At 40.6% G+C, this 16,345-nt stretch carries 7 protein-coding genes; 6 read left to right on the top strand and 1 reads right to left on the bottom strand.

Annotated features, from left to right (window positions below; genetic code table 11):
- Positions 1 to 178: 178 nt before the first annotated feature.
- A complete protein-coding gene (locus tag AC1DUD_RS19600) occupies positions 179 to 1,915 on the top strand; it encodes a phospho-sugar mutase (RefSeq protein WP_477377429.1) in 1,737 nt (578 codons plus the stop codon).
- Positions 1,916 to 1,996: 81 nt separating this feature from the next.
- Here the strand turns inward: AC1DUD_RS19600 and AC1DUD_RS19595 are convergent, their stop codons facing one another.
- Positions 1,997 to 2,416, bottom strand: a complete 420-nt coding sequence (locus tag AC1DUD_RS19595) for an RNA recognition motif domain-containing protein (RefSeq protein WP_477377427.1) — start codon at positions 2,414 to 2,416, stop codon at positions 1,997 to 1,999.
- Positions 2,417 to 2,924: 508 nt separating this feature from the next.
- Between AC1DUD_RS19595 and AC1DUD_RS19590 the strand changes: the two genes are divergently transcribed.
- From AC1DUD_RS19590 to AC1DUD_RS19570, 5 genes are all read left to right on the top strand, one after another.
- Positions 2,925 to 4,538, top strand: coding sequence for a DUF6377 domain-containing protein (locus AC1DUD_RS19590; protein ID WP_477377425.1), 1,614 nt, complete (start codon positions 2,925 to 2,927; stop codon positions 4,536 to 4,538).
- Between the two features lie 504 nt (positions 4,539 to 5,042).
- Positions 5,043 to 8,084 (top strand): SusC/RagA family TonB-linked outer membrane protein, encoded by a 3,042-nt coding sequence (locus tag AC1DUD_RS19585; RefSeq protein WP_477377423.1) that lies wholly within the window; start codon positions 5,043 to 5,045, stop codon positions 8,082 to 8,084.
- A gap of 10 nt (positions 8,085 to 8,094) precedes the next feature.
- Positions 8,095 to 9,636: a RagB/SusD family nutrient uptake outer membrane protein gene (locus tag AC1DUD_RS19580; RefSeq protein WP_477377421.1), complete on the top strand. Its 1,542-nt coding sequence runs from the start codon at positions 8,095 to 8,097 to the stop codon at positions 9,634 to 9,636.
- Positions 9,637 to 9,706: 70 nt separating this feature from the next.
- A complete protein-coding gene (locus AC1DUD_RS19575) occupies positions 9,707 to 13,009 on the top strand; it encodes a VCBS repeat-containing protein (RefSeq protein WP_477377419.1) in 3,303 nt (1,100 codons plus the stop codon).
- Entirely contained in the window at positions 12,996 to 16,340 is a 3,345-nt protein-coding gene (locus tag AC1DUD_RS19570; RefSeq protein ID WP_477377417.1) for an FG-GAP repeat domain-containing protein, read from the top strand. The genes AC1DUD_RS19575 and AC1DUD_RS19570 overlap by 14 nt, the downstream gene beginning before the upstream one ends.
- The last annotated feature ends 5 nt before the right edge of the window (positions 16,341 to 16,345 follow it).

The raw sequence follows: 16,345 nt of genomic DNA, 5'->3' as shown, positions 1-16,345 counted from the left end.
CTTGTTCAAATAACGTTTGCCGGATACTGCTCCTGTTGTACATTTTAGTTTAAAACTTATTGCATATTGAGCTGGCATATTTAAAAAGATGATTTAACTTTAAGGCGTTCTGTTTTGGTTATTTATTGCATATTTGAACCAAAACTGAACCAGATAATTTGAAAATATACAACCACTTATGCAGGAATTAGACCCCACCATTCTTCAAAAAGCAAACTCATGGCTTCAAGGAAATTATGATGCTGATGTAAAGCAGGAAATTCAAAAGTTAATTGACGATAAGGCTTTTACCGAACTAACAGATTCATTTTATCGCGATCTGGAATTTGGTACCGGAGGCCTTCGCGGTATCATGGGGCCAGGCTCGAACCGGATCAATAAATACACGATAGGTGCGGCTACACAGGGATTAGCTAATTACCTGAAAAAAACATACCCCGGCGAAAAGATCAAGGTAGCTATTGCTCATGACAGCCGTAATAACGCCGATTTGTTTTCGACTATTACAGCCGAAGTTTTTTCGGCCAATGATATTTATGTTTACTTTTTTAAGGCACTACGTCCAACTCCGGAGCTTTCATTTGCCGTACGTCATTTAGGTTGTAAAAGCGGTGTAATGCTTACAGCATCGCACAATCCTAAAGAGTACAATGGTTACAAGGCCTATGGAGCAGATGGCGGTCAGTTTGTTTCGCCGCATGATAAAGCTGTAATGGACGAGGTTGCCGCTATTAGCAGCGTTGATGAGATCAAGTTTAACCGTGTTGACGCCAATATCGAAGAAATAGGAGAGGAAATTGATGAGCTTTACCTGAGCAAGATCACCGAACTTTCTGTTTCACCCGATGCTATTGCACGTCAAAAAGATCTGAAAATTGTTTTTTCACCCATTCATGGAACGGGGATCACTTTAGTACCACAAGCCCTGAAAAGGTTTGGTTTTGAAAATGTGATTCTGGTTGAGGAGCAAATTACGCCCGATGGTAACTTCCCTACTGTAGTTTATCCAAATCCGGAGGAGAAAGAAGCATTAACACTTGCCCTTAAAAAGGCACAGGAAACTGATGCCGACCTGGTTTTGGCTACAGACCCTGACGCCGATCGTGTAGGTATCGCCGTAAAAAATACCGATGGTGAGTTTATTCTGCTTAACGGTAACCAAACCGGTGCAATGCTGATCAATTATTTGCTGAGTGCATGGGAAGAAAAAGGCAAGCTTACCGGTAAAGAGTATATTGTTAAAACCATTGTTACAACAAACCTTATCGAGCGTATAGCCGAAGCCAAAAATGTTACTTACTATAACACGCTTACAGGCTTTAAATATATCGGCGAGCTGATGACCCATTTTGAAGGCAAGCAAACCTTTATCGGCGGTGGTGAAGAAAGTTACGGTTACCTGATCGGCGAACTGGTAAGGGACAAAGATGCTGTGGTTTCAAGCGCCTTCATTGCCGAAATGACCGCTTATTACAAAGACAAAGGCAGCAGCCTGTTTGAAGCTTTGATTGATACTTATGTACAATATGGTTTTTACAAGGAGAAGCTGATCTCCCTGACCAAAAAAGGTAAAACCGGTGCTGAGGAGATCAAGGAAATGATGGAGAAATTCCGTACCAACCCTCCGGCTACTTTAGGCGGCTCAAAAGTAAGTACGCTTAAGGATTATGAAAAACGCGTAGAAACTGATTTGGCTACCAATACAAGCAAACCAATTGAATTGCCGGCTTCTGATGTTTTACAATTCATTACCGAAGACGGAAGTATAATTTCGGCCCGTCCTTCAGGCACAGAGCCTAAAATCAAGTTCTATTGCAGCGTAAATGGTAAACTTGACAGTAAGGAAGCTTATGCAGAGACAGATAAACAGCTTGATGCTAAAATTTCCTCAATTATGCAGGATCTTGGTGTTTAAGTATTTGTAATAACTACAAAAAATCCCGGCTAATATCATTAGCCGGGATTTTTTTATTTGTGACTTATCGGGAACTTCTTATTACATCGTTTTCCTGGGGCGCCGCGGTCTGTCACCTGCAGGCGATTGCTCATTACTGCTCCGGTAATTGCTTTGGCTGTTATAGCTTCGTGTATCGCTGGGCCTGTTACCACTGTTATTACGGTTGTTATTGTTTCCGTAACCGAATGACTTGCGTGGCGGCGGGGTTTTCTTAACAAAGTCGTCGTTTATTTTTACGCTTAATACACGATCGGCAATAGGGGTGCCGTCTAAAGCGATCACCGCGTTCTCGGCCCCGATGCGATCCTTCATTTCAAGAAAAGCGTATCCCTTGCATATTCTTGTTTTTTTATCGCGTACAATTTTAATCGTTTCCACATCGCCATGCGGACCTATCATTTTAACAAGTTCCAGCTCTGTCATTTCCAGAGGAAAGCCGCCTACAAATAATTTGACCATTTATAAATTGAGATTAAAGACGATAGATAACCACCGTATACAAATTTCGTTTGATTTTTTTTAAATAAAGGATGTTTTCGTGTTAAAACCAAAGTTTATTTTAATAATTCGGCCTCCGCGGGCCGCAAATGATGTAAAAGGGGCGTTTTGTGCCCATTTTAAATGTAAACAATCAATACAAAGCGGAAAACGACTTGTGTGCATCCTCAAGGATTACAGCTGGGTTTGTTTTGCTGCTTTTCGGTTTTCAAGCTGTTTGCTGCTGAATATATAGCAACTCCGGTCTCGGTTTTTTATCCATTAAAAAACAAAACTAAAACGCATTAGCAATGCTTCAAATCCATATATTTGAGAAGATAAACCTGGAATAATTATGCAATTATCCCAATTTATAACCTTTTTAGTTGCCGTTTTAATTGACTTATTGAGAATTTGATCTGCCAAAACCGTGTTTGATTAAATCTCTTATTAGCCATGTACATTACTGTTAAAAACCTTTACAACAAAAATGAAATACATCCTCTGTCTCCTGCTTTTTTCATTAATTAATTTTTCCGCAAATGCATTAATCGATACCAATACTTTACTTGAGGAGTTAAAAAACGAGATAGCGAAGAAAAATACATATGACGGCAGCAAAGACGTTAGGATCCAGAAATTAAAGGCATATCAATCAAAACTTTCGCCAACCAATTATGACGCAAGGTTTGATACCTGGGATAAGCTTTATACCGAATACAAATCGTACCAATTTGACTCGGCCTATGTTTATGTCGATAAAATGATATCGCTAAGCAAGGCAACGGGGAATAAAAAGAAAGAATATTATAGTTATGTTAAGATGGCTTTTATCCTCCTTTCATCTGGGATGTTTAACGAAACCTTTGATTATTTACATAAAGTAGATGTCAAAGCGTTAAGTAATGCTGATAAAGTGGACTATTATTTTTTTTTAGGCAGATGCAATTACGATCTGGCAAATTATAGCAATGACAAATATTTCAGTCCCGATTACGTTAAAGCCGGCAATAAATTCATTGATTCGGCTGTGTCATTTTGCGGCAATGATCACATAATGCATACTTATTTGCTTGGCTTGCAGGATTACCAGGAAAAGGATTACAAAGAGGGGCGGATAAGGTTCAGGAAATTACTTGAAAGGGATATGCCAATTACCATGCACCTGCGTGCAATGGTATCATGTTCGTTGGGGGCAATTTGTCTTGAAGATAATGAGCACGAGGAGGGCCTTAATTTGATGATCAGATCGGCAATAGCTGATATAAAGTCATCAACCCGCGAAACTGTTGCCCTGTATACCCTTGCCGAGCTGTTGTATAAGCAAGGTAATATCAAAGACGCTTACAGTTTTATCCAGTTGGCCAAAGCTGATGCCGACTTTTATGGCGCCCGTCAGCGTAAAATACAAATAGCGGCAATTTTACCCTTAATAGCTGCTGCTGAGCTTAATAATACAGAACATCAAAAAAACCGTTTCCTGGTATTTCTGCTGGTTATTACTGCACTCGCGTTGCTGGTAGTCTTCTTCCTGGTGATGATCGTTAAGCAATTAAAAAAACTAAAAATCAAAGAAGGTATAATTGAGGGGAAAAATGTGCAGCTAAACCACATTAACGGAAAATTAATTGAGGATGCAAAAATCAAGGAGGAGTATATAGGGCAATTTTTTAAAGCCATTTCTGGATATATTGTTAAGCTTGAAAACCTAAAAATCTCTATTGATGCCAAACTTTCGATGAAAAAGTATGATGCCATTCATACGTTTGTAGACAATATTGATATAAAAAAAGAAAGAGAAAATCTGTACTACAGCTTTGATCATATATTTTTGAAGATCTTCCCTAATTTCATTATGGTATTTAATGGCCTGTTTGCCGAAAAAGATCAGATCTGGCCCGAGGAAGATGAAGTATTAAATACTGATCTGCGCATATTCGCACTTATAAGGATGGGCATTGCGGATAATGAAACCATTGCCAAAATATTGGAGTATTCTGTTAATACAATTTACGTTTATAAGATGAGGATCAAAGCAAAATCACTGCACCCCGATCAGTTTGAACAACGTATTATGGATATTAAGGCTTTTGACTTTGATTAGTTTTTTAATAACAGCGTGCGATCAAAAAAACCTGTAAAGCAGATAATTTTATAGATTTTTTAGCATAAAAGTATTATAAATGTCTAAAAAAACATTATATTTTTTCTATGTAAAATTTATATAAGTTGTTGATTAGTAATTTTTTAAATAAAAAAAACATCGATAAAATTTATAAAAATAGTAAAATAAGCCATTTTCACCTTTCCCGGCAACTGTAATTTCTTTTCTGAGTTTATTTATAATTAAATTGCATTAGATTTTAACATGTAATAATTGTAAACAGTTACATTTTTAAACAACCAATTATTGTTAACCTTATCCTGTACTAACCTGCTATTTCACTTGGTACCGGAATGTTCTCATTGATTTGTGCTTATAATTCAGATTATTATCAAAAGTGATATTTGAATAATACGGGCATGCGTTGTACTGATGTACGTACTCATTATTATGGGTTAGAAACTAAACCCAAACAAAACCAATTTCAACTAAATCTCAAGTTTTATGCAAATTAAACATTTACTCAAAGTATGTTTCTTTGCTGTTTTTCTCTTTTCGATGGAGCCTGCTATGGCCCAGAATAAGGTGATAACAGGTAAAGTAACCGACAAAAAAGATGGGTCTCCATTAATTGGAGTATCGGTAGTAATAGCCGTAGGCGCACAGGGCGGCGCCATAACGGCTACAGACGGATCTTATAAAATCTCCGTTCCGGCAAACGCCCCAAGCCTTACGTTTACTTATGTTGGTTATCTTAATGCAACAGTGCCGCTAAACGGGCGCACCACTGTTGATGTGCAGCTTGCAGAGGCCAACAGGGCCCTGAACGAGGTTGTAGTAATAGGCTACGGCACCCAGAAAGTGAAAGATGCAACAGGATCGGTTGCCACATTAAGTACCAAAGACTTTAATAAAGGGGTTATTTCAACTCCCGACCAATTATTACAGGGCCGTATCTCAGGTGTTCAAGTTACCCCTTCGAGTGGTGAACCTGGCGCCGGTGCCGCAATCGCGATACGTGGTGCAGGGTCTATCCGTACAGGCGATGGCCCTTTGTACGTTATAGATGGTATTCCAATTGATAACAGCGGCGGTACGGCCGGTAGTTATGGCGTTGGTGCCGGTAACTCATCTGCACGTAACCCATTATCATTTTTAAACCCGGCCGATATTGAAAATATCTCGGTTTTGAAAGATGCATCTTCTGCTGCTATTTATGGTTCGCGTGGTGCAAATGGTGTAATTTTAATTACCACACGTAAAGGCCGTAAAGGTCAGGGGGTCCAGTTTTCATCAAATACAAGTGTTTCATCTACTGCAAAACGTTATGATGTACTTGGCCGGGACGCTTTTTTAAAGGCAGTTACAGATGTTGGTGCTAATGCAGCGCCTGCTGCCGATGGCGGTGTTGACTATGGCGGTAATACCGACTGGCAGAAACAGATTTTCCGCAGCCCGATATCGCAAAACTATAACCTGAGCCTTGGCGGTGCAAGCAAAGATAATACCGGCAGCTTCCGTGCATCTTTCGGCTATGATGATCAACAAGGTATCGTAAAAAAATCGAGTTTAAAACGTTTGAACGGACGTATCAATGCTTCGCAATCTTTCCTGAACGACAGGCTTAAGTTTGATTTACAATCAACTTATTCAAATGTAAAAGATCAGTTTGCCCCGGTTACCAATAATGCCGGTTTTAACGGAAGCTTAATCGGTGCCGCAATACAACTAAATCCTACAGCCCCGGTATATGATGCCCAGGGAAGGTATTTTAACTTAAACGGCTATAATGATGCGGGCTATCCAAATGGTAATAGCTTCAGAAACCCGGTATCATTATTAAACCAGATAGACGACCGCGATAACATTAACAGGTTCCTGAACAATTTTACGGTTACCTTAAAGTTATTTGCAGGCATTTCCTACAAGGGTAACTTCGGTGCGGATATATCAAGGGGAGTAAGGAAAACTTACTATGATCCTAAAATTGTTGGGTATACCGATGCAATAGGGATCAAGCAAGTAAACTACCCTTCACCAACAGGTAACGGTACGGCTATTGTCACCCATAACGAGGTATCGAATTACACAACAGAACATACCTTAAACTACGACAAAAAGTGGAGGGACGGTAGTTCGATCACTGCTTTGGCAGGTTATTCATACCAAACTTTTAAAAACTTTGCCCGCAATGAATTTGGTTTCGGAACTTCTACCGCAGGAGTGCTGGTTAAAAATTATGACGATTTTAAAACCCACCTGCCTTACCCGGTTGGTGATAGCTCAAGTTACAAGCTGCAATCATACTTTGCACGTGTAAATTATTCATATAAAGATCGGTATATTATAACAGGTACTATCCGCCGAGACGGTTCATCGCGTTTTGGTGATAATCATAAATACGGTAATTTCCCGGCTGTTGCGGTTAAATGGCGTATCACCAATGAAGAATTTATGACTAAGGGCGGTTTATTTGATGATTTGAGCCTAAGATTAAACTATGGTAAAACGGGTAACCAGGAAATTCCTGATTTAGGTTCACAAAACCTTTGGCAATATTTGAATTTTCCAGGTACTGCAACTGCGCTTTTGCACCAGAATAACCCTGATCTAAAATGGCAATCAAACATCACTTATGGAGCCGGGTTGGATTTCTCGATCATAAACGGACGTTTGAATGGTTCGGTTGATTATTTTCATAAATCTATAAGAGATCTGTTGTTCCGCCAGGATCTTCCTCAACCAACGGCCGCACCACAGCTTTATAAAAACCTTGATGGTGATGTTATAAACCAAGGTGTTGAAGTTGGTTTAAATTTTGCTGCTGTACAGGGTAAAGATTTTTCATGGGATGTTGCATATAACATGACATTTATCAGCAATACCCTTAAAAACTTTAAAAACTATATCGTTACCGGTAATATTGACGGCCAGGGCCTTTCAGGTGCTTACGCTCAGCTTATTACTAATGGTGTGCCTTTGTACACCTTCAATATGCCAAACTATGCAGGTTTAGATAAAAATGGTTTCGGTATTTATCCGCAAGGCATTGACGTACCTTCATTACAAGGCAGCCCTAACCCTAAATTTACAGCCAGCTTAACCAACAACTTTAATTATAAAAACTGGAGCTTCAGCTTTTTCCTTAATGCTGCAACTGGCTTTTACATTTATAACAACACCGCCAACGCCTTTTTTTACAAAGGCAACCTGCTTAGCGGTCGTAACGTAACTAAAGATGTAGCTGCAACCAATGAAAGTCCGCTAAACTCGGGCGAGGTATCTACCCGCTTCCTTGAAAAAGGCGATTTCTTAAGGTTAAGTAATGCTACCTTAGGATACACCTTCCCAATTAAGTCAAACGCGATTAAAACGTTAAGAGTATCACTTACAGGGCAAAATTTGTTCCTGATCACAAATTATTCAGGATTAGATCCTGAAGTTAACACAGATAAACAACGAAACGACGTGGCTTCAAAGGGTATCGATTATACCTCTTATCCTAAAGCCCGTGTATTTACTTTAGGTGTAAACGCAAGTTTTTAACAACATGAAAATGAAAAAAATTACATCACAGGCGGCTATCGGTTGCCTTGCTTTGATGATCGCAAGCGGTTGCGCGAAACTGAACGAAAAAACATATGGGTCAAAATACGTAGATAATAACCCTACCGGATCTGCCGCCGAGCTTAACGGTGTGTACTCACAGCTTTACGGCCAAACAGACCAGGCAAATACATATGCTTTGCAAGAGCATCCAACAGATGAGATGATGGGGCCAACCCGCGGCACCGACTGGGGCGATTTTGGCACCTGGCGCAAATTACACACCCATACCTGGACACCTATCCATAACCAGGTTAATGATACCTGGGATCAGCTGAATATAGGTGTGTTCCGCGCAACACAGGTTATAAATAAAGCTACTGATAATAATATCAAAGCTCAGGCCAGTTTCCTAAGGGCTTACTTTATGTTCCAGGTAGTTGATTTGTACGGGCAACAGCCGTTTCGTGACCCTGATGCGCCAACCTCATCTATTCCAACAGTTATGAGCCGCTCGGAAGCTACAGCTTTCATGATCAAAGATCTGGAATTTGCAGAAGCCAACCTTCTCGCAACAACAGCTAACATTGGTGTGGCCAACAAGGCAGCGGCCGATGCGCTTTTAGCTAAAGTTTATTTGAACAAAGCTGTTTATACTTCTACTACAGTTGGTGGCCCGTTCACATTTGCTAAGGCAGATATGGATAAAGTTATTGAATACGCCAATAAGGTAACCAATGCAGGATATACATTGGAACCGGCCGGCAAGTATTTTCAGGATTTTGCATGGGATAACTCAGAGAAATCTCACGGCAATATATTTGGATTTTACAATACCGAAACCTCTGCCCCCGCGTCAGCTAAAAACCGTTGGAGAATGGGATTGCACTATAACCAAACACCCGATGGCTGGAACGGATTTACAACACTGGCCGATTTCTATAAATCGTTTGAAGCAACAGACGAACGTCGTGGTGTAGATTATCCGGGACTGACAGATAAAGTTGGGTTAAGGGCAGGTTTTGCCGTTGGCCAACAGTATGGTCCTGGTCATAAGGCTTTAACACAGCGCAGCGGTAAACCGTTGGTGTTTACAGAGGACGTTAACCTCAATTTCTCAACCGAAGCCCAGGGCATCAGGGTATTCAAATACTTCCCTCAGCCCAAAGCCGATAACACAGTTAATGACGACAACTCATCAAATGACTATGTTCTTTTACGTTATGCCGACGTAATGCTGGAAAAAGCAGAAGCTATTTTACGCGGTGGTACTGATCCGTCTGGTCAAACAGCTTTACAGATCGTTAATTTGATCCGTACGCCTCGCGGTGCTACTGCCCTGGCTACAGTTGATTTAACATCCATGCTTGCCGAACGCGGCCGCGAGCTTTACTGGGAAGGCTGGAGAAGGAATGACCTGATCCGCTTTGAAAAATTTAACGATCCGGTTGATCAGCGCCCGGCTAAAACAGATAAAACCAAAACTGTTTATCCAATACCACAACGCGCAATTGATACCAACCCTAACCTTAAACAAAACGCAGGTTATTAATATTTGAGATTTATTTGATTGAAAGGAACGTAGCGGAAAATTCCGCTACGTTTGTTTTATCTCTGATTATATGCTTCCAAAACTACCCCTGTTTACTTTTTTTGCCGCTTTCGTTATTTTATGCTCATGTAATGGTGGTAACAAAAACACTTTGTTTACCCTGCAGGATAATGAAGCCATTGGCATCAATTTCATTAACCAACTAAATGATCAGGACCGTACCAATGTTTTCACCTTTCGTAACTATTACAATGGCGGTGGTGTAGCCATCGGTGATATTAACAATGATGGCTTAAACGATGTTTACCTGACATCAAACATGGGAGGTAACCAGCTTTATATCAATAAAGACAATTGGAAATTTGAGAACATAACCGATAAGGCAGGGGTTAAAGGCACTAAGTATTGGAGCACCGGGGCAACCATGGTGGATATCAATGGCGACGGATGGCTTGATATTTATGTTTGTCATAGCGGCAACGCCCGTGGCAACGAAAAAGGCAATGAACTGTTCATTAACCAGCATAATGGTACGTTTAAGGAAGAAGCCCAAAAGTATGGCCTGGTAGATAATGGATTATCAACCCAGGCAATATTTTTTGACTATGATAACGATGGCGACCTTGATTGCTTTGTATTAAACAATTCTTTCCGGCCGATAGAATCATTTGATTTTAGTAAAAACCTGCGTGCCGTGGTTGACGAACTGGGCGGCGCACGTTTGTACCGTAATGACGGCGGCCATTTCACTAACGTTACTAAAGAGGCTGGTATCTATTCAAGCGATATCGGTTTTGGTTTAGGTGTTTCTGTAGCCGATATAAATCAGGATGGCTATCCCGATATTTATGTTTCCAATGATTTTTTTGAACGCGATTACCTGTATATCAATCAAAAAAACGGAACATTTAAAGAAGATATTCAAAATGAAACCGGCCATTTGAGCCTGGCATCAATGGGATCGGACATTGCCGACGTGAATAACGATGGGCAGTACGATATCTTTACTACAGAGATGCTGCCCGAAGGAGATCAGCGTTTGAAAAAGATGACCTCGTTCGAATCGTACGATGTTATCAAAGCAAAACAGCGGGATGGTTATTATAATCAATACATGCAAAACTGCCTTCAGGTTCGCAATGGCGATGGCACCTTCTCCGAAACTGCATTTTATTCGGGAGTGGCTGCAACTGACTGGAGCTGGGGTGCCCTGATGTTTGATATGGATAATGATGGATGGAAGGACATATTTGTATCAAACGGGATCTACAAAGACCTTACTGACCAGGATTATATCGAATTTTTAGGCAATCGCGACAACATGGCCAAGATTGCCGAGGGCAGAAAGAAATTTGATTATAAAGATTTTACTGATAAGATGGTTTCGACCCCTGTATCTAATTATGCATATCTGAATAATCACAACCTTACGTTCACCAACAAATCAGCCAGCTTTGGTTTAGATAAACCTGGCTTTAGCAACGGGTCATCCTATGCCGATTTAGATAATGACGGAGATAATGATCTCATTATAAATAACGAAAACGCCCCTGTTTCTTTTTTTAAAAACAACGCCGAAAAAAATGGCAATTACCACATCCAGCTAAAATTAAAAGGAACGGGATTGAATACATTCGGGATAGGCACTACAGTAAAAGTGTTTATGAAAGGTAGTTCACTAATTTATTATAACCAGCCTACGCGGGGCTTTCAAAGCTGCACATCGCCCAATTTACTCACTATTGGTACAGGTAAATACAACTCGATTGATTCGGTACAGGTAATATGGCCGGGCAATAATTACCAGTTGCTAAAAAACGTAAGCGCGAATAAGGTTTACACTGTTAAACAAGCCGATGCCAACTTGAAATACAACTGGACAAAGCCTGTTGTGAAAACACTGTTTACTGATGTAACTCATTCAATATTTGACAGTATCCCTAAGCATAAAGAGGATGATTTTATCGATTTTGATAATGAGCGCCTGATGCTCCAGATGTTATCTACCGAAAACCCATATATGGCAACCGGCGATGTTAACGGCGACGGGCTTACTGATTTTTACTTCGGCAGCTCAAAAAATGGCGTCGCAAATATTTATATCCAGCAAAAGAATGGACGGTTTAAACAAACCATTCCACAAGATTTTGAAAAGCAGGAATACCTTGAAAATGCAGGTGCTGTTTTTGGCGATTTTGATGGCGATGGTGATCAGGACCTGATAGTAGGAGTAGGAGGTAACGCCGATGAGGCCGGAAATCCGATCTATAGCCCGCGTTTTTTTGTGAACGATGGAAAAGGGAATTTTCACCGGGACCCTGAAAGGGCATTGCATGCTGCCGTTAATGCTTCGGTAATTGTTTCTGCCGATTATGACGGCGACGGTAAACCCGACCTTTTTGTTGGGGGCAGAAGCGTGCCCGGTCTTTATGGATGTTCACCTCAGTCGTTTGTTTTTCATAACGATGGCAACGGGCATTTCACCGATGTTTCGAAAACTGTATTAGGTGCCGATACAAAATTAGGGATGGTAACTGCTGCAAAATGGGCTGATATTGATAATAATGGGTCGCCCGATTTGATAGTAACCGGTAACTGGATGGGTATCAGGATCTTTAAAAACAACAAAGGGGGATTTACTGAGGATAACCAACTGGCCAACTACAAAGGTTGGTGGGGCAGCCTGGAAGTGGCCGATGTAGATGGTAACGGTACGCTTGATATTATTGGCGGTAACATTGGTCTTAATTCAAAATTCAGGGCATCGTTTGATCAGCCGATGGAAATTCATGTGAAGGATTTTGATAATAATGGAACCAAAGAATGTGTAACTTCCATGTATAAAAGTGATGGCATAAACTATGTTTTTCATATGAAGCCGGATCTGGTGGGGCAGATGCCTATCCTGAAAAAGCGCTTTCTGCGCTATATCGACTATGCAGGTAAACCATTTGATGAGGTGTTTACAGCCGACATGCTTGATGGCGCCGAAATCCATCAAATGAACTTTCTTTCGTCGGCGGTGTTTTTAAATAAAGGCGGCAAATTTGTTTGCAAACCATTGCCTGCGGATGTCCAACTATCCATGGTAAATACAATTTTGTGTGCGGATATTGATAATACTGGTATTAAAAAAATCATATTAGGGGGCAACTTTTATGGCTTTAAGCCTGAAGTCGGCAGGCTTGATGCCAACCGCGGCCTTGTTTATCAATACACAAAAAATGGGTTTACTTATTTCCCGGCAGCCAAAACGGGCCTGAATTTAAACGGGCAGGTACGCTCATCGGCAGTTATTAAAAATGCGACGGGTAAAAATTATTACCTGTTTGGCATTAATGACGAACCGCTTAAAGCTTATGAACTACGTTAACACCAATTTAATGCTGTTTACCAAATATATTTTAAGATATCTCCCTGCTTTGTTTTGCATTGGTGTGGCAGGCTTATTTTCCTGTAAGCATAAAAAGGCAGGGGAGGGAATATTTAAATTGCTCCCGGCAAATGAAACAGGAGTAAACTTTGTAAATAAAAATATTGTATCCGATTCGGTTAATATTTTAGATTACCTGTATTTCTACAATGGGGCCGGTGTAGCCGCTGCCGATTTTAACAATGACGGCCTGCCTGATCTTTATTTTGTATCAAACCAGGGGCCCAACAAACTTTACCTTAACAAAGGAGGGATGAAGTTTGAGGATATTACCGATAGAGCGGCTGTTGCCGGTACAGGTAATTGGAAAACCGGCGTAACGATAGTTGATATCAACGGCGATGGGTTTAAGGATATTTATGTGAGTGTGGTATCGGGTTATAAAACTTTTAAAGGCAAAAACCAGCTTTATATCAATAATGGAAATTTAACTTTTACCGAAAGTGCCGCTAAATACGGGCTCGATTTTGCAGGTCTTTCCACCCAGGCTTCATTTTTCGATTATGACAAGGATGGCGACCTGGACATGTTCCTGCTTACATCCTCAGTTCATAGCAACGATACCTACGGTGATTCTACGCAACGCTTTAAATACAGTCATGATGCGGGCGATCATCTTTTTAGGAATGATCACGGGCATTTTACAGATGTAACGGCCGGTGCAGGAATTTATTCGGCCCCGATTGGCTATGGCTTGGGAGTAAGCGTGGGCGATTTAAACAATGATGGTTGGGATGACATCTATGTAAGTAACGACTTTTTTGAGCAGGACTATTACTACCTCAATCAGCATAACGGCACTTTTAAAGAGGAACTAAAGAAAGCTTTCGGCCACACCAGCTTGTTCTCGATGGGAAATACCATTAGCGATATCAACCAGGACGGTCATCTGGATGTGCTTAGCACTGATATGCTTCCTGAAGAGATGAAAGTGCTCCGTTCAACCATTAACGACGAGCCGCTGGATATTTACAACCAGGAAGTCAATGCAGGGTTTTATTATCAGTATTCAAAAAACTGCCTGCAGTTAAATGTGGGCAATGGCAACAAGTTTGTTGATTTGAGTTTGTATAGCGGGGTTTCGGCTACAGACTGGACATGGTCGCCATTGGTGCAGGACTTTGATATGGATGGGAGGAAAGACATGTTCTTCTCCAACGGCATTAAACGCCGGCTTAATGATATGGATTATCTGAAATATCTTGGAGATCCTATGGTTATGCAAGCCTACAAGGAGAACCGGGTTTTTGACAAGGATAAGATCAACAAAATGCCCGAAGGCGGTGTACACAACTATTTTTATCATGCTGAGGACAAGCTGAAATTTACCGATGCATCTTCGGGTAATGACATGCAAGAGCCTTCCATCTCGGCTGGGTCTGTTGCTGTTGATTTAGATAATGACGGCGATCTTGATATCGTGACCAATAATATGGATGAACCGGCATTTATCTACAATAATACTACGATGGAAGGCCATAAAGAAAACAAGCCAACTTATCTTAAATACACTGCAAAATATAATCTTTTAAACCGTGATGGCATCGGCACAAAGCTTTTCCTTAAGTCGAAAGATCATGTAGATCACCAGGAAATACAAACCAGCAACGCTTACGAAAGCAATTTAAATAACGAGCTGCTTTTTACATTTGCCCCTGATGATAAACCTGAATCACTGTTAGTAGTGTGGCCTGATAACAGTTACGAGCTGATCAAAGATTTTAGGCCTGGTCAGAAAACGATTTTAAGGTATAACCCACAGATAGTTGATAGCCGCAAATCGGTGTCTGAAGTTATAGATGCATTCATCAGCAATAAAAAACAGTTTGATTACAAGTCAATAAAGTCTACGCTCCTTGCTAACGTTAAAACTTTTGATACTCCTGATTTCAATTACTACTCCCTTTTGCCGCATACCTATTTACAACATACCCCTGCTATTGCTGTAGCCGATGTTGATAATGATGGCATTGATGATATTTATGTAGGCGGGATTGCCGATGAGGAAAAGTATATACTTGCCGGTGATAAGTCAGGAAGCTTTACAAAAATAAAAGTGCCCTTGTTTGATCAGTATAAAAATACAGCCGACGAGCAGGCAACATGGGCCGATGTAAATAATGATGGCAAGCCCGATCTGATCGTCGTTAGTGCCAACCACCCATTCCTGGAAACGGAGAAATTAGTACAGCCCAGGTTATACCTCAATAAAGGCAATTTTCAGTTTGAATATCAGCCATTACCCAAACTCAATTATCAGGCATCAAAAATCACGATGTTTGATTTTAATGGCGATGGTTTAAGTGATATATTATTTACAAGTGCTGTTTCATTTAAGGATTATACGGCAGTTGTCCCATCTTCGGTATTGATAAATAGAGGCGGCGGTAAGTTTGAAATAAGCAATAACAAAGCTTACGACGAGATTACTAAGCTGCAATATGTTACAAATATTACCTCTGCCGATATTGATGGCAACGGCAAGCCTGACCTGCTGATTGCTGCAGAATGGCAGCCGGTTCATATTTTCCTGAATGATGGGAAAAGATTAAATCGCTTTTCGTCGCCCGTTTTAGATAAAGAGAAAGGTTGGTGGCAGTCGGCCATGATAGCCGATGTTAATGGCGATGGCAAAGCCGATCTTATAGCCGGTAACTGGGGATTGAATAATAAATATAACGTTACTGCCGATCAGCCGCTTTATGCCTACAATACCGATTTAGATAAGGATGGCAAGAACGACCTGATCCTCTCGTATTTTTATAAAGAACTATACTACCCGTTCCGCCCGAAAAATGATCTAGAACAGGAGTTGCCGTACCTTAAAAAGGAATGGCTCAGTTACCAAAAAATGGCCGACAAAACCACCGCCGAAATATTTAAAGATAAGTTAGACGATAATAACCGATTGAGCGTAAATCAGTTTAATAGTATTTTCGTGAGCGATGTAATGCATGCCACTTCGGTTACTGCACTGCCTTATCTATATCAGCAGGCCCCGGTTAAGTCAATATTAAAGGGAGACAATGGCGATATACTATTGAATGGTAACTTTTGGGGGGTAGTGCCTTACGAAGGTAAATACGACGCGCTTGGCCTGGTAAACCTGCATTACAATAAACAGCAAAAACAATTTGATACCCCGACTTATCTTTTAAATAGCGATATCAATTCACAGGAAATTACCTATCTGGCGCATGTTAAAATCATGAATGCTAATGCTTTCCTCGCTGTTACTTATGATGGAAGGCTGATATTATTAAGTAATTAAGCCAG

It is taken from the genome of Mucilaginibacter sp. P4_A11 (assembly GCF_056402535.1).
The sequence above is the reverse complement of the archived record's forward strand: the minus strand, read 5'-3'. Positions and strand labels throughout refer to the sequence as shown.